This is a genomic window from Acinetobacter sp. YH01009 (assembly GCF_013420765.1).
GTDB classification, from domain to species: domain Bacteria; phylum Pseudomonadota; class Gammaproteobacteria; order Pseudomonadales; family Moraxellaceae; genus Acinetobacter; species Acinetobacter amyesii.
In genome coordinates, this window is record NZ_VOYE01000013.1 from 31,831 (window position 1) to 47,889 (window position 16,059).

The window sequence follows — 16,059 nt, forward strand, 5'->3', positions numbered from 1 at the left end:
CATTAGACAATATCTAAGTTATGCAATCACAGGTGGGAAACCATCTTCGGTTAAAGCGCTAATCAATTGCTCTGCACTAGCACTAGATTCAACGTCAACTAATTTTGCGGCTACATCAATAGTGACCGTTGCATTTTCATCTAAGTCTTTAATCGTTGCTGTCACGCTACGTGCGCAACCACCACATGTCATATTATCAATACGAAATTTCATGATATTCATCCTTCTTTTCTAATATCAATACTATAAACCTTGCCACGATTGTAAGGTCAAGCGAGTTTAATTCTTTGCTGTATGGCAGCACTCAGCCATGCCTGTTTCAATTTGATTTAAAATCGTACAGTCGGCTTGATCATTACCGGCACACCCATCGACAGACTGTTGCAAGATCTCAACCATGGCCTGTAAGTCTGCGATTTTTTGATTTAAGGTCTGGATATGTTTTAACGCCAATGCTTTAACTTCTACACTTTGCCGACTTTGATTTTTCCAAAGCCCAAGTAAATCTTTCATTTGTTCAGAAGAAAAACCCAAATCGCGCGCATGTCTTAAGAAACTCAAGGTTTTAATATCGGCTTCTGAATAAATTCGATAGCCTGCATCAGTGCGCTGCGCATTATTTAACAGCCCAATCGATTCATAATAGCGGATCATTTTTGCAGAAATGCCCGAAGCTTTTGCTGCTTGTCCAATATTCATCTCAAGACTCCTGAAAAACTGGCCCTTTAAATGCTTTTAAACGTAAGGCATTCGACACAACAAACACCGATGAAAGTGCCATTGCACCTGCTGCGAACATAGGTGAAAGCAATATGCCAAAGAATGGATATAACACACCTGCAGCGACAGGAATCAATGCTGCATTGTAAATAAATGCCCAAAATAGGTTTTGGCGAATATTATTCATCGTCGCTGTGCTCAGTGCGATTGCTGTCGGCACCATTTGTAAATTACCCGACATGAGCACAACGTCCGCAGCCTCTATCGCCACATCTGTCCCTGTACCAATCGCCATGCCCACATCTGCTTGCGCAAGTGCAGGCGCATCATTAATACCATCGCCGACAAAACAAACAACACCATGTTCTTTTTGCAACTGTTGTACAGATTGCACTTTTTGATCTGGCATCACTTCAGCGATCACATGATCAATTTTCAACTGTCGTGCTATGGCAGAAGCAGTATGTCGGTTGTCGCCTGTAATCATGGCAACTTTCAGCCCTAAATCATGCAAAGCTTGAATGGCTGCGAAGGTTGTGGCTTTGATCGGGTCGGCTACAGCAACAATGGCAGCAAGCTGTTGATCAATCGAGACATAGAGCGGGGTTTTCCCTTCATTGCCCATGCGTTCTGCAAATGCTGAAAAGACTTGTGTTTCTAAACCGAGTTTATGCATCAAATGATCTGCACCAATATAAATGCTTTGTCCTTCAACAACCGCCTGAATCCCAGCACCAGTCACGGAGTCAAACTGTTCAACCTCTAAAAGTTGCACTTGCATCTCTTTTGCAGCGTGAACGATGGCATAGGCAATCGGATGCTCAGATTTCTGCTCTACAGAGGCCAATAACTGAAATACGCGATCTTTATCAAAAGCTTCAGTGACTTCAAAATCAGTTAGTTTCGGTTTACCTTCCGTCAATGTCCCTGTTTTATCAACTGCAACCACTTGTGTATTTTTGAGTTGTTGTAAGGCTTCACCTTTACGGAACAATACTCCAAGCTCTGCACCTCGCCCTGTACCGACCATAATAGACGTTGGTGTTGCCAAACCCATTGCACATGGGCATGCGATGATCAGTACTGCTACAGCATTGACTAAAGCATAGGTTAAACTCGGTTCAGGTCCTACAACATACCAAACTAAAAAGGTGATCAAGGCCAACGCCATCACCACTGGTACAAACCATAACGTGACTTTATCCACCAAAGCTTGAATCGGTAATTTTGAACCCTGAGCCTGTTCGACCATATGGATAATTTGTGCCAAAACAGAATCTTGACCCACCGCAGTGGCTTGTATTTTCAATGCCCCATTTTGGTTAATGGTTCCACCGACAACTTGATCACCGGCTTTTTTCTCGACAGGAATTGGCTCGCCACTGATCATGGATTCATCAATATAACTGTTCCCAGACACTACAGCACCATCGACTGGGCAACGTTCACCAGGCCGTATTTCAATCAGCATGCCTGTTTCAACATCACTAATCGGCAAATCTATATAGCTACCAGATTGCTCTACACGTGCAGTTTTAGGTTGCATGCCGACTAAGTATTGAATAGCTTGCGATGTTTTACCTTTGGCTTTCGCCTCCATAAAACGCCCCAACAGAATCAACGCCACAATTACTGCAGCTGCTTCAAAGTACACTTGAACGGTACCTTGCGGTAATAATTGCGGGGCAAACGTGGCAACACAAGAAAAACTATAAGCAGATAAAGTCCCGACTGCGACCAAAGAATTCATATCCGGGGCAAGTCGGGCAAGTGCTGGTATGCCATGCTGATAAAAGCGTCTTCCGGGTAGGATTAAGACCAAAGTGGTTAATATAAACTGAATATACCAACTATTTTGTGTCCCTAAATTATGCGCAATAAAATGATGAAAAGCTGGAATCATGTGTGATCCCATCTCCAAGATAAAAACAGGAACAGCGAGTACCAATGCGATGATTAAATCACGTTTGAGTAACCGAGCTTCGTCGGCTTTTTTTTCTGCCATTGTCGGTTGTTGCTGCGTAGCAATGCTAGCACTGTATCCCGCTTTTTTAACTGCCGCGATCAATTCTTGTGTTTTTGAAGCGGGAGCCTGAACAAAGGCTTTTTCACTGGCTAAATTTACCGTTGCTTTATTAACACCGTCTACAGCGTTTAAGGCTTTTTCAACCCGTGCCACACATGAAGCACAGGTCATTCCATCAATATTTAATTCAATATTGGGCTGTGCAATATGAAAACCTGCTTTTTCTACAGACTTCGCCAATGCAGAATTTTCAACAGATGCCAATGCCGTAATCGTGGCTTTTTCAGTTGCCAAATTCACTTTTGCATCGATGACTTCTGGAACTGTCTTTAATGCTTTTTCAACACGTGCAACACACGATGCGCAAGTCATCCCTTCAATTTCAAGCTCAATCTGCTTTTGTGCAACGCCAAAACCGGCCTTTTCAACGGCCTGAATTACAGCAGAATAATCCACATTTTTATCACTCTGAACATGTGCTGTTTCAGTGGCTAAATTGACATGAGCCTCAGTGATGCCATCGACTTTTTTTAAGGCTTTTTCCACCCGTGCCACACAAGAAGCACAGGTCATCCCTTCAATAGCAAGTGTGCCGTCAAAAAGTTTGCGTTCTGTCGAATCTGTCATGGCAACATCCCAATTATATGTGCTTGTTTTAGGCTATAGCTTAAACTTTACCACAATGGGAAGGTCAAGTTTTTCTGGCTCACAGCAAGGCTTTTCTTTACGATATAAAAAATTGCGAATATTCAAAAATATAATCAATAATATTGAATAATCATTATTCAATTAGTTTGTTTTTCTGATATTAAAACTACACATTTCCTCATTATTCAGTAAGATAGAGATTCGTGACCACCAAACGAATTACTCTCTTTCGCATGTACAAACTGTCGAACATTTGCTTTAACTGCGCATATTTGTGTGCTTTTTTATTTTTAATTTTAAGTTGGAGTCTAGATCATATTGATGTTTGGCTCACTCAAGTGGTTATCCCTGCTGTCACGATATGCATACTCTTAGGCTTCCTGTTTAAATACATCGCTCGAAAGTTAGGACATGAACCGCCTAAACGAAAAATTAAACAACAAAATCCCAAAAACGATGATCAAGACGCGGCTTAAGACACGTACAAATAGCAAAATCATCAATAAAAAAGCCCATTCAAATGAATGGGCTTTTTTCATGTCAGAACTATTAGTCAGCACTAATATCTTCAAATAAAACGGAAGAAAGGTAACGTTCACCACCATCCGGTAAAATAACCACAATGGTTTTACCAGCATTCTCAGGACGTGCAGCAAGTTTTGCCGCAGCTGCCATTGCCGCACCACTAGAGATACCCACTAAAATACCGTCATGAGTAGCCGTTTTACGCGCCCACTCAATTGCTTCTGCACTTTCAATACCGATCACTTCATCAACAAGGTCTAGATGTAAGTTACCCGGAATAAAGTTAGCTCCAATCCCCTGAATTTTATGTGGCCCAGGAGTCAGTGTTTCGCCTTTTTTCGCTTGGGCAATAATCGGAGATTCAGCCGGTTCTACCGCAACAGAATAAAGCGGCTGATTTTTCACTTTTTCAAAATAACTTGAAATGCCAGAAATCGTACCACCTGTACCTACACCCGATACTAAAATATCCACTTTACCACCAGTTGCTTCCCAAATTTCTGGGCCTGTGGTCAATTCATGAATTTTAGGGTTTGCAGGGTTTTCAAACTGTTGTGGTAAATAATACGTTTCCGGATGTTCGGCAACGAGGCGCTGTGCTTCTTCGACCGCACCTTTCATGCCTTTAGCAGGTTCAGTCAATACGAGATTTGCACCAAAAGACTTCAACACCTTACGGCGTTCGATACTCATACTTGCTGGCATGGTTAATGTAATTGCATAACCTTTCGCTGCTGCAACAAATGCCAAAGCAATGCCTGTATTGCCACTTGTAGGTTCTACAATATGCATACCCGGTTTTAATAAACCTTTTTCTTCTGCATCTGCAATGAGAGCTGCACCTACACGACATTTCACTGAAAATGCTGGGTTACGGCTTTCAACTTTAGCCAAGACGGTTGCTTCTGACTGAATCGCACGATTAATACGAACTAAAGGTGTATTACCAATCGCTTCAGCGTTATTACTATATACTGCGATACCTAAATTACTCGTTGCTGGAAAAGCTGAATCTGTTGTCATGACTATTTATCCCTTGTGTATTTATTGAATACGATCTTTAGATGATACAATTATTTTCAAAGTGTGCATGATTTTTTAAGCTAATGTCTTATATTTATGTGCATTTTGTGAAAGCTTGTACTAAAATCAAGCAATAAATTTAACTGATTAACTAAATTTAAACTTATAAAAATTAATGATATTTGATTTCATAAAAAACCATAGAAATTGTCTTATTTATTCAATGTATTAAGCCGTGATATCCGTATACTTGAGCTGTTGTTAATCGTATGGACATATCCAATGAATACCGATCTGGAAATCACTACTATGCGTGATTCTGCCGAATTAGTCGTGGGCGTTTTAAAGTCGCTGGCAAATACGGATCGTCTACTAATTTTATGTCATCTAGCACAGCAAGAATTGAATGTGTCTCAGATTGAAGAAATCACTGATATTAAACAGCCAACCCTCTCACAACAACTGATGATGTTACGCAAAAGTGATGTTGTGACCACGCGTCGTGATGGAAAGCAAATTTATTATTCAATTAAAGATGCAAATTTAGTTCAAGTTCTCAATACTCTTTACCAATTGTATTGCAACCAATCTTATAAATAACACTTAGTTATTTTAAAATTTCAAGCCAGACATGCTGTTCTTGCACCACTATAGATGAATTATCGCAATGGGCAGCAATTCAATACCTCAATTTACCCGCAATACTTCTTCAAAATTTCAATATCTATATCTATTTCGAATATCCAAAGCTTTAAATCAGCTCATACTTTTCATTAATTCATTTAAAATGATGGTTTCTTACATATCCCCTTAAATTTCCTGCAATATTGTACGGTCAAAATTTATTGCACAAGACTTCTTAGCACTTTTTATGCATAATATATATGAAATTGTGATTTAGATAAGTTTATGTCAGATTTAAAACCTCATTTCTTACAGAAATTTCCTGCTTGGCAGTGGTTACAGCACTACAGCACTGTGAAATTTAAATCTGATGTACTTGCTTCGCTGATCGTGATTGCCATGTTGGTTCCTCAAGGTATGGCGTATTCCATGCTGGCAGGTTTACCCCCAATCATGGGTTTATATGCCAGTATTTTACCGATGATTGTCTACGCACTCATTGGTGGAAGCTCAACCTTATCGATTGGCCCTGTGGCAATCATTTCGATGATGACTTTCGCCACGCTCAATCCGCTATTTGAAGTTGGTTCGCCTGTTTATATTGAAGCAGCGACACTTTTGGCCTTAATGGTCGGCCTGATTTCTCTGCTGCTAGGTGTACTACGTTTTGGTTTTTTAATTCAGTTGATCAGTCATCCTGTCATTAAAAGCTTCATTATTGCTTCGGCTCTGCTCATTGCACTGGGTCAGTTTAAGTTTCTCGTCGATGTCCCGCTAAAAGCCAACAACATCCCTGAGTTTGTTTTAAGTTTGTGGGAATACCTGAGTTTAACTCACTTTGCTTCACTCATCTTTGGTGTGCTGGCCATACTGTTTTTAATCTATGTACCAAAAATGTTGGCCACTCAATCAATTCAATCTCGATTCGGCTCTACTGCCTTTCTAAGTAAAGCACTTCCATTGATACTCGTGGTGATCTCAATTGCATCGGTGATGTTATTTGACCTGCAAAATGTCGGCATTAAAACCGTCGGTGAAATTCCTTCAGGATTTCCACCCTTAAGCTTTCCACATTGGAACTGGGAACTGGTACAAACCTTATTACCCGGTGCAACAATGATTGCCATGATCAGTTTTGTTGAGTCACTGTCTATTGCCCAAGCCACTGCCTTACAACAACGAAGCCAACTCAACAGTAACCAAGAGTTGGTCGCTCTAGGTTTAGCCAATCTAAGCGCTGGGGTTAGCTCCGCCTTTCCTGTGACAGGTAGCTTATCGCGTACAGTTGTTAATGCAGATGCAGGTGCAAAAACCCCGATGGCTGGCGTGTTGTCGTCATTGCTGATTATCGTTGTCAGTCTTTACTTCACTGGTTTTTTCCAAGACTTGCCCTTAGTGATCTTGGCGGCCACGATTATTGTTTCTATTTGGAAATTAGTCGACTTTAAACCTTTTGTGGATACTTGGCGTTATTCAAAAGCTGATGGTATTGCGATGTGGGTGACCTTTTTCGGTGTGGTGTGTATCGATATTTCTACGGGTCTCATTATTGGCATTATTTCTACCTTTATTCTGTTGTTATGGCGCATTAGTCGTCCACATATTGCGGTGATCGGCTTGGTTGAGGGCACACAGCATTTCCGTAATGTACAGCGTCATCATGTCTATACCGCACCACATATACTCTCGCTCCGTATAGATGAAAATATCTCGTTTTTAAATGCCAATACGCTTAAAGGTTTCCTGATCAATGAAGTCAGTCAAAATATTGACCTAGAGCATGTTGTTATCAATTGCTCAAGCGTCAGTTCAATTGACTTAAGTGCCTTAGAAATGTTGGAAGATTTAAATGCTGAATTATCAAAATTAGATATTCGACTGCATTTTTCTGAAGTCAAAGGTCCTGTCATGGATAAATTGCAGCACTCAAAATTACTCACGCATTTGAGTGGTCAAATTTTTCTCACCCACTATCAAGCCGTTACTGAGCTTGCGACAGCCAGTTCTGAGTACCAAATTTAAAGGCCTATTAGCTCACTGTTTAATCAATGCGAATTTGATAAACAGTGAGTTTTGAAGGGTTTACATTTTAATACACAAAAATATATTATAAAAAACAAAGGTTTATTTTTAAATTAAATTATTTTTTAAGCATTCCACATTTTCGTATAAAATACAGGGCTAATTTTCATCATTTTGTCATTGTAATTCTGACAAGGCTCTCCTATGTTTTCAGCATTTACACGCTTGAGTTTAGTAACCCGAATTATTATCGCCATTATTTTAGGTGTATTGGTTGCTTTTGTTGCTCCAGGCGTTGCACCCTATTTAAGTTTGCTTGGTGATTTATTCATTAAGGCATTGAAATCCGTAGCACCGATACTGGTCTTTGTACTTGTACTGTCATCCATTGCAAATTTCAAAGTGGGCAGCAGTAATTCTTACATTAAACCGATTATGTTGATGTACGCTATTGGTATGTTCCTTGCTGCTTTAAGTTCAGTAGTAGCAAGCCTTTTATTCCCAATTACATTAATTTTGGATGTTGCTGCAGAAAATCTTGTTCCGCCAGGCAGTCTTGCTGAAATATTGAAAAACTTATTATTAAGTTTTGTCGCAAACCCTGTTACAGCCATTTCAGAAGCAAATTTCATTGGAATTTTAGCTTGGGCTGTTGCCTTGGGTATTGCATTTCGCCATGCATCAGATACCACTAAAGTTTTCTTATCCGATGCTGCTGATGCGGTGAATAAAGTAATCCGTTTAGTGATTAACTTTGCACCTGTCGGTATCTTTGGTTTGGTTGCTGTTACATTTGCCGACTCAGGTTTGAAAACACTGATCAGCTATGCACACTTACTTGCGGTCTTAATTGGTACCATGTTCTTTGTTGCCTTGGTCATCAATCCACTAATGGTGGCATTTATGACCCGCTCAAATCCGTTCCCATTGGTTTTCCAATGTTTACGTGAAAGTGGTATCACTGCATTCTTTACGCGTAGTTCTGCTGCAAACATTCCTGTAAACCTTGACCTTGCGAAGCGTCTTGGTGTACCAGAGTCAACTGCAAGCGTAGCGATTCCTTTAGGTGCAACTGTCAATATGGCAGGTGCATCGGTCACAATTACAGTCCTCACACTAGCAGCAGTTCATACTTTGGGCATTTCTGTTGATTTCAGCACAATGTTGATTTTATCAGTCGTTGCTACCGTTTCTGCATGTGGTGCTTCAGGTGTTGCTGGTGGTTCATTGCTGCTTATTCCAGTGGCTTGTGGCCTGTTTGGTATTTCAAGTGATATCGCGATGCAAGTTGTAGCCATTGGTATGGTTATTAGCGTACTTCAAGATTCAACTGAAACCGCTTTAAACTCTTCGACTGACGTATTATTTACAGCTGCAGTAGACCGTGGTTTAAGATAATATCCTGATATTGGATACTTTTTAAGGCGAGGCCATGCCTTTTCAGACTTTACCGCTTTGGATACAACTGGGTGCTTTTTTTCTCGCAGTGAATGCAGGAATGATTAATGTACTCGGCCTGGTGACGATCTTGCACCAGTCGGTATCTCACATGACGGGTAATGTCAGTATGTTAGCCATGGCTTTAATTGCAGGGCAGCCGGCTACAATTATTTATTTGATTTTAGTGTTGCTCTGTTATGTGATTGGCTCATTTTATAGTGGGCTAATTCTAGGAAATAGTCACTTTAGCTTAACGCGACGTTATGGCGTCCCATTAAGCTTAGTGGCTTTTTTTATTGTCCTATGTTGGCTACTATTGCCCTATTTTCCACGTTACGCTTTGCTTTGGGCATGTGTGGCTATGGGTGTACAAAATGCAATGGTTAGCCACTATAAAGGTACCATTATTCGTACCACACACCTTTCTGGTGTTTTGACGGACTTAGGTTTGGCTTTGGGTTATAAAGCCCGTGGACTTCCGGTTGAGTCGAAACGTGTGGTCTTACATTTATTAATTTTGGCGGGATTTATCGTCGGTGGCATACTTGCCAGTTGGCTTTATCCTTATTTAAAATTAAACGCATTCTTGATTCCTGCCGCACTCAGTTTAATCATGAGCGCGGTATATTGGATCATCTATTTTCATTATCGACATATACACGATTAGTTGGAACGTACTATGGTTAAAAATGCATTACAGGCGCAACTGCTTAAAGCAGGTCTGGTCGATAATAAAAAGGCAAAAAAATTGTCTAAACAAGCCGTACATGAAAAACGTACCGGTGAAAGTAAAGATGCTGAAATCAAGGCGAAAATTGAGCAAGATCAGCAGCAGAAAATGGCTAAAGATCATGCTTTAGAGCAAGATCGTAAAGCAGTGTTGCAAGAAAAAGAATTAAAAGCTGCCATCATGCAAATGATTAATCAGCATAAAATTCGTGATACCGATGGCGAATCGACCTATCAATTTATCGATGATGCCAAGATCAAAAAGCTTTATATCAATCAGCAAATTTATAATGCCCTTGTTGCGGGTAGTCTTGTTATTGCACGTGAAAATAGCAACTATGCTTTTTTACCAAAAGAATTAGCCGACCGTATTAATGCGAAAATGGAAGGCTTTATTATTGTGAATAATTCTGAAGTGAATGAGCAAACCACGGATGAAGAAGATCCATATGCAGCTTATGTAATTCCTGATGATTTAATGTGGTAAGCATTTCATATCGCTAATGAAGCTCCTAATTAGGGGGCTTTTTTTAGCTCAACATTTATTTATTTTAGTTCATCAATTAGGTTATACCTTCAAAAAATCATTTCTTAGCACCCAATAAGTAACATTATGGACTATACATGTCGTAACTCCGTAAAGTTTACGAGTATAAAATTGCTTATATAATCATCATAATTACAATAGTTTGATCATTAACCCTTTCATTTACATCAATAAGAGTAGGATGATTTTGGAAAAAATTCAGTTCATTAAAAATATTCAAGATTGGTCAGATCAATACCCTTGGCTAGAAATGCTGACTTCGCTCAGTCTCATTATTGTTTTTGCCATTATTGCAACTTTTATCGCCAAGCAAATTGTGGTGCGTGGTATTCGTAAGCTCGTGTCTAAAATGGCCTTTAGCCACAGTCAAATTTTGTCAGAACATAGTGTGATAAAACGCTTTGCCAACATTGTTCCAGCAATTGTGATCTTAAATGGTATAACCACAGTCCCGCATTTATCTGTGAAGTTCATCTCAATCGTGCAAATGGCTTGTCAGGCCTTTATCTTCCTGACCATTGCTTTGGCCATTTCTGAATTACTGAATATTTTTAATCTGATTTATCAACGTAATCCAAAATCTAGAAACAAACCAATTAAAGGCTATTTGCAGTTGGTCAAATTGATCATTTTTTTGGTGTGTGGCCTAATGATCTTGGGTACTTTCCTGAAAAAAGATGTATTTACATTACTTGCTGGCTTTGGTGCTATGGCGGCCGTGCTCATGTTGGTTTTTCAGAACACCATTTTATCACTGGTTGCTTCGGTACAAATTTCTTCTTATGACATGGTGCGAATTGGTGACTGGATTGAGATGCCTTCGCTTAATGCGGATGGCGATGTCATTGATATGTCATTACATACCATTACCGTGCAGAACTTTGATAAGACCTTTACCACGATTCCAACCAATAAACTGGTGACTGACACCTTTAAAAACTGGCGTGGTATGGCACAGTCTGGTGTGCGCCGTATCAAACGCTCGCTTTATATCGATCAAAGCTCTATTCATTTCATGACTCAGGATGAGCAAAACAAACTCAAAGAATTTTTATTATTAGATCAATATCTTGATCATAAGCATGAAGAGCTTGCTCAGTTTAATCAGCAACTTTCCAATCAGTCGCAATATAATCAGCGCCGTTTAACCAATCTTGGGACCTTTCGTGCCTATGTAGAATTTTATTTACAACAGCATTCAGGCATTGCCCAACACCAAACGATTTTGGTGCGTCAGTTACAACCCACGAGTGAAGGCATTCCTTTAGAGATTTATGCTTTTAGTAAAACTATTGCATGGAAAGATTATGAAGCGATTCAATCGGATATCTTTGACCATCTGATCGCAATCACACCTGAGTTTGGACTTAAAATCTATCAAGCCCCTTCTAGTGCCGATTTTAAAGCCCTCGTTCAACCAAATGTCGATAAAAGCTAAGACTTAATTGCGCATCTCCCCATGTATATTTGAAGAAGAAATTCTTTAGGTTAAAGAATTCACAATGTCGATTGAATATATATTGGGGGCGTTTTCTTTAAAAGCTATTCGACATCTGCTAGTGCTTTTTTATCGCGCAATGCAAGGATTTAGAGCAGGCTAGATAAATGCGCTGATCGTATAATTTCCTAAAAATATAATGCATCTGAAACAACTAAAAATAATTAACTGATGTTACGCACATAACAGTAATTTCACATTTTAAAAATGATTTTTAATTCTATTCGACGGAGTCTTACATCTAGGGGGTGAATAAAGGGATTAGCCTTCGGCTGGAGGTACTTTTGTTTTGGCAAAAGCACCCAAAACCATTGTCATCCGCAAAACTCGTTCACTAGCGTCAAATTATTCAAAGTATCGCAAAAACATTTTTGATTAGAAGAAGTGCTGTCTCAAACACTTGCGGATGACGTTACCGCGTATCATACTTTTATTTAAATCAAATTACGCTTCTGGTGTTACTGCGTAACATCAGTAATTAAAAAAACCCAAACAAATACTATACAAATGTAGACAATTTTAGATACTATTTGTTAACAGTTGCATAAAAACGCTTCTAAAATAGGAGCTTGGTCATGGAAGGCCCCAAGAAACCTTCTCAGAAATCAGTTAAAAACGAATCACAATTACTCATAGAATCGATGAATCGCACTTCTGCCAAACATACGCTCATACAGGCAGAAGCATGTGATTTAGAGAATCGTGTCCGTATTGAGCGTGCTTTATCCGACCCGATTGCACGTATTCCGGCACAGTTTAAAAATGCTTATTACAAATTTTTGTACTACAACCAGAAAGACTATTTAAAGCAGGTCAACTATTTCGCTCAATTGGCATTTTTAATCTATTTTTGGGCAGATCGCTATGTGCTGCCAGACGTAGAAATGCTTTCAGGTGTGATTCGTATTATTGCCATTATAGGTGCATTTAGCCTGAACTATGTTCTGTTTAAATATATCAAACAGATTAAATTGCTCGATTTGATTTTGCCACTCGCCACTTGCCTTTCAGCGATTCTCTGGTTTGAGATATTACTTCAGTCGCAAAATGAACTGGTGCATAGCTATCAATATGCCGCCATTATTTTGATTGTATTGGGTAATTTAAGTATTCATGTGCATTTTCGCCCTTCGATCATGACCTCTGCCATGATCTCGGCAGCGATACTTTTTGGCGCATGGCGCACTAATGATTTTGGTGATTTTACGATTTTTTTATTGGTGTATATTCCTGTGCTGCTATTCAGTATGTATATCTGCTGGAACTCAACGCTGAACTCTCGTAAAACCTTTCTAAGAGCGCTGCTAGATGACTGGAACTTTCATACCCTTCGCAAAATTGCCCATACGGATGAATTAACCCAGTTAAGTAATCGTCGCCAATTTGTACATGCCGCCAATAAAAAAATCCAAGAAACCCCGATGACGGTCTGCACCAGTCTATTGATTTTTGATGTCGATCATTTTAAAGCGATTAATGATCAATACGGACATGATGTCGGCGATCAAGTGCTATGCCAAATTGCTGAAATTGCACGTAAAGAAATGCGGTTTTACGATATGTTGGCACGTTTTGGAGGTGAAGAATTTATTGTACTTTTGCCTTATACCGTCCCAGAAGATGCATTAAAAATTGCTGAACGGTTAAGACATAAAATGGAACAATACCAGTTTTATATAGATGGTCAATTGGTGAAATTTTCGATCTCCATTGGTGTTTCCAAAATTGACCCTAACCACGCCAAACTTGATCAGTTAATTAAACAAGCCGATATTGCTCTATACGAAGCAAAACGCCAAGGTCGTAATCGGGTTGTACATTTTAATTCTATGAACTTTTGCAGCCAAGCTTTTAAGTAAATAAACAAATCAAAATGGAGAAAAACCAGCGAATCCATTACACTCAGAGCTGAAGAAAGAAAGATTAATTACAGCAAAATTCTCAGGTTATCTGCATGCTTAAATGGTTTGAAAATTTAGTTGACGCTTATCCTGAACAGGACTTGAATAAACCATTGCCGACAAAATTTTTCCCCTTTGTATGGCAAGCTGCGACGGGTGTAAAAAAATACCTATTGTTATTGGTACTCTGTACAGCAGGTGTAGCGAGTTTTGAAGCACTGCTTTATTCCAAAATTGGCGAATTAGTCAATTGGATCAGTAAGTCTCAACCTGAAACCTTTTTACAGCAGCACCAGACGAATCTGACCATTTTAAGCTTTATTTTATTGGCAAATATCTTCTTTTCTTGCCTTCAAACCATTATTAAACATCAGATTCTATATAGCACCTTTCCAATGCGCCTACGTTGGAGATTTCATAACTTATTACTGAAACAAAGTTTAGATTTCTTCCACAACGACTTTGCAGGTCGTTTATCTGCCAAAGTCATGCAAACTTCACTGGCTGTACGTGAGTTTTGGATTATTCTTGGTGACATGTTGGCCTATGTCTTCATTTACCTGATTTCGATCACCGTGATTTTAGGTGCTATATCGCCACTGTTGATTGTTCCATTATTACTTTGGCTGGCTTTATTTATTGGTTCTGCATGCTATTTCATCCCAAAATTAAGCAAAATTTCAAATGAACAAGCCAATGCACGCGCAGTAATGACTGGTCGTGTCACCGATGCCTACACCAATATTCAAACAGTGAAATTATTTGCCCATGCGGGCCGTGAAAGCCAATATGCCAAAGCCTCAATGAAAGAATTTATGGTGACGGTGTATAAGCAAATGCGACTTGCTGCAAAATACAACATCGCGACGAATTTGCTGATCATTGTTTTATATGGTGGCGTACTTGGAACAGCCGTTTGGCTCTGGATGGATGGTCAAGCTGAGCTTGGGGTCATTGCAGCAGCGACCGCCATGATTTTAAAACTCAGTAGTATTTCCGAGTTTATGATGTGGCAAACATCTGCCCTATTTGAAAATGTCGGGACCATTCAAGATGGGATGAAAACCATGGGCCGCCCAATTCATATTCAAGATAAAGCTGATGCAACCGACTTAAAAGTACAGCAAGGCGAAATTAAATTTGAAGATGTCAGTTTTGCTTATAATGATAAAAAGGTCATCAATCAATTTAATTTAACCATTCGACCAGGTGAAAAAATCGGTATAGTCGGGCGTTCAGGTGCCGGAAAATCGACATTAATTCAACTTTTACTCCACTTTTATGATATCAATCATGGTCGTATTTCGATTGATGGCCAAAATATAGAAGATATTACTCAAGATAGCTTGAGAAAAAATATTGCTTTGGTGACCCAAGACACCTCGTTATTGCATCGCACGGTTGAAGAAAATATTAAATATGGCCGTCCGAATGCGACTGATGAAGAAATGTATGATGCAGTACGCAAAGCGAAAGCTGATGAATTCATTCCTCAATTGATCGATTTACGTGGTCAACGTGGCTATGACGCATTTGTTGGTGAACGTGGTGTTAAATTATCTGGCGGTCAGCGTCAACGTATTGCAATTGCTCGAGTATTTTTAAAAGACGCACCAATTTTAATTTTAGATGAAGCCACAAGTGCGCTCGATTCAGAAGTCGAAGCTGCGATTCAATCGAGTTTAGATGATTTGATGCAAGGCAAAACTGTGATTGCCATTGCGCATCGACTGTCAACAATTGCGCAAATGGATCGATTGATTGTCTTGGATCAAGGACGTATTGCTGAGCAAGGCACCCATGAAGAGCTTGTCGCTTTGAATGGTATTTATGCACACTTGTGGCAGCGTCAAACCGGTGGATTTTTAATAGAACAACATAAAGTAGAATCAAAGGAAGATGAAAATGCTGTATCTGGAAGACCTTAAAGTTGGTGATCACTTTAGCAGTCGTGAATATGAAATGACTGTTGAAGAAATCAAGCAATTTGCCAACGCTTTTGATCCTCAGGAATTTCATACAGATGAAGTCAAAGCCCAACAGCACCCGATCTTTCAAGGGCTAGCGGCAAGTGGTTGGCATACTGCTGCTGTAACAATGCGCTTATGGACTGAATGTTTCCTTGTGGCTTATGGCTTAATTGGCTCTGAATCAAGTCTGCGTTGGCCGCGCCCAACACGTCCGGGGGATAAAATTCGTGTAGAAGTTGAAATATCTGCAATTACTCCGTCGAAAAGTAAGACAGACCGCGGCATTGTGACCTATGTTACGCAAGCGCTCAATCAGCACAATGACGTTCTTTATATGTCTACGACCAAAATTGTGGTCTTTTCCAAAGATTTTAAACCGAATTAAT

13 protein-coding genes and 1 pseudogene are annotated in these 16,059 nt (G+C 39.6%); 9 read left to right on the plus strand and 5 right to left on the minus strand.

The window, feature by feature from the left end:
* Positions 1-18 precede the first annotated feature (18 nt).
* From FTT76_RS12510 to cysK, 5 genes and pseudogenes are all read right to left on the minus strand, one after another.
* Positions 19-213, minus strand: coding sequence for a heavy-metal-associated domain-containing protein (locus FTT76_RS12510; RefSeq protein WP_180008864.1), 195 nt, complete (start codon positions 211-213; stop codon positions 19-21).
* A gap of 66 nt (positions 214-279) precedes the next feature.
* A complete protein-coding gene (gene cueR / locus FTT76_RS12515) occupies positions 280-699 on the minus strand; it encodes a Cu(I)-responsive transcriptional regulator (protein ID WP_180008866.1) in 420 nt (139 codons plus the stop codon).
* Position 700: 1 nt separating this feature from the next.
* Positions 701-3,139 carry a copper-translocating P-type ATPase gene (locus tag FTT76_RS12520; protein ID WP_373686550.1) on the minus strand — a complete coding sequence of 813 codons (2,439 nt, stop codon included), beginning with the start codon at positions 3,137-3,139 and terminating at the stop codon, positions 701-703.
* A gap of 72 nt (positions 3,140-3,211) precedes the next feature.
* Positions 3,212-3,373 (minus strand): annotated as a pseudogene (locus FTT76_RS17820) (cation transporter); the annotation flags it as partial.
* 570 nt (positions 3,374-3,943) lie between these two features.
* Complete coding sequence (cysK, locus tag FTT76_RS12525; RefSeq protein ID WP_180008870.1) at positions 3,944-4,942, minus strand: cysteine synthase A; 999 nt, start codon at positions 4,940-4,942, stop codon at positions 3,944-3,946.
* Positions 4,943-5,224: 282 nt separating this feature from the next.
* Between cysK and FTT76_RS12530 the strand changes: the two genes are divergently transcribed.
* From FTT76_RS12530 to FTT76_RS12570, 9 genes are all read left to right on the plus strand, one after another.
* The gene (locus FTT76_RS12530; RefSeq protein WP_078193801.1) at positions 5,225-5,542 is read left to right on the plus strand and encodes a helix-turn-helix transcriptional regulator; all 318 of its coding nucleotides are present in this window, start codon (positions 5,225-5,227) and stop codon (positions 5,540-5,542) included.
* A 309-nt stretch (positions 5,543-5,851) separates the two neighbouring features.
* The gene (locus FTT76_RS12535) at positions 5,852-7,588 is read left to right on the plus strand and encodes a SulP family inorganic anion transporter (RefSeq protein WP_180008872.1); all 1,737 of its coding nucleotides are present in this window, start codon (positions 5,852-5,854) and stop codon (positions 7,586-7,588) included.
* 204 nt (positions 7,589-7,792) lie between these two features.
* Positions 7,793-8,986, plus strand: a complete 1,194-nt coding sequence (gene sstT / locus FTT76_RS12540; protein ID WP_180008874.1) for a serine/threonine transporter SstT — start codon at positions 7,793-7,795, stop codon at positions 8,984-8,986.
* Positions 8,987-9,020: 34 nt separating this feature from the next.
* Positions 9,021-9,695, plus strand: coding sequence for a YoaK family protein (locus tag FTT76_RS12545; RefSeq protein ID WP_180008875.1), 675 nt, complete (start codon positions 9,021-9,023; stop codon positions 9,693-9,695).
* Between the two features lie 12 nt (positions 9,696-9,707).
* On the plus strand, positions 9,708-10,244 hold the full coding sequence (locus FTT76_RS12550; protein WP_168377529.1) for a DUF2058 domain-containing protein: 537 nt from the start codon (positions 9,708-9,710) through the stop codon (positions 10,242-10,244).
* Positions 10,245-10,485: 241 nt separating this feature from the next.
* Positions 10,486-11,742 carry a mechanosensitive ion channel family protein gene (locus tag FTT76_RS12555; protein WP_373686548.1) on the plus strand — a complete coding sequence of 419 codons (1,257 nt, stop codon included), beginning with the start codon at positions 10,486-10,488 and terminating at the stop codon, positions 11,740-11,742.
* Between the two features lie 635 nt (positions 11,743-12,377).
* Entirely contained in the window at positions 12,378-13,661 is a 1,284-nt protein-coding gene (locus FTT76_RS12560; RefSeq protein ID WP_257220935.1) for a sensor domain-containing diguanylate cyclase, read from the plus strand.
* A 95-nt stretch (positions 13,662-13,756) separates the two neighbouring features.
* Positions 13,757-15,631 (plus strand): ABC transporter ATP-binding protein, encoded by a 1,875-nt coding sequence (locus FTT76_RS12565; protein ID WP_078193808.1) that lies wholly within the window; start codon positions 13,757-13,759, stop codon positions 15,629-15,631.
* Entirely contained in the window at positions 15,609-16,058 is a 450-nt protein-coding gene (locus FTT76_RS12570) for a MaoC family dehydratase (RefSeq protein WP_180008877.1), read from the plus strand. Before FTT76_RS12565 ends, FTT76_RS12570 begins: the two co-directional genes overlap by 23 nt.
* The last annotated feature ends 1 nt before the right edge of the window (position 16,059 follow it).

Coding starts and splice junctions, on each gene's coding strand:
- cueR (WP_180008866.1), bottom strand. CDS start 699: ATGAATATTGGACAAGCAGCAAAAGCTTCGGGCATTTCTGCAAAAATG.
- FTT76_RS12530 (WP_078193801.1), top strand. CDS start 5,225: ATGAATACCGATCTGGAAATCACTACTATGCGTGATTCTGCCGAATTA.
- FTT76_RS12565 (WP_078193808.1), top strand. CDS start 13,757: ATGCTTAAATGGTTTGAAAATTTAGTTGACGCTTATCCTGAACAGGAC.
- FTT76_RS12545 (WP_180008875.1), top strand. CDS start 9,021: ATGCCTTTTCAGACTTTACCGCTTTGGATACAACTGGGTGCTTTTTTT.
- FTT76_RS12550 (WP_168377529.1), top strand. CDS start 9,708: ATGGTTAAAAATGCATTACAGGCGCAACTGCTTAAAGCAGGTCTGGTC.
- cysK (WP_180008870.1), bottom strand. CDS start 4,942: ATGACAACAGATTCAGCTTTTCCAGCAACGAGTAATTTAGGTATCGCA.
- FTT76_RS12555 (WP_373686548.1), top strand. CDS start 10,486: ATGATTTTGGAAAAAATTCAGTTCATTAAAAATATTCAAGATTGGTCA.
- FTT76_RS12535 (WP_180008872.1), top strand. CDS start 5,852: ATGTCAGATTTAAAACCTCATTTCTTACAGAAATTTCCTGCTTGGCAG.
- FTT76_RS12510 (WP_180008864.1), bottom strand. CDS start 213: ATGAAATTTCGTATTGATAATATGACATGTGGTGGTTGCGCACGTAGC.
- FTT76_RS12570 (WP_180008877.1), top strand. CDS start 15,609: ATGCTGTATCTGGAAGACCTTAAAGTTGGTGATCACTTTAGCAGTCGT.
- FTT76_RS12560 (WP_257220935.1), top strand. CDS start 12,378: ATGGAAGGCCCCAAGAAACCTTCTCAGAAATCAGTTAAAAACGAATCA.
- sstT (WP_180008874.1), top strand. CDS start 7,793: ATGTTTTCAGCATTTACACGCTTGAGTTTAGTAACCCGAATTATTATC.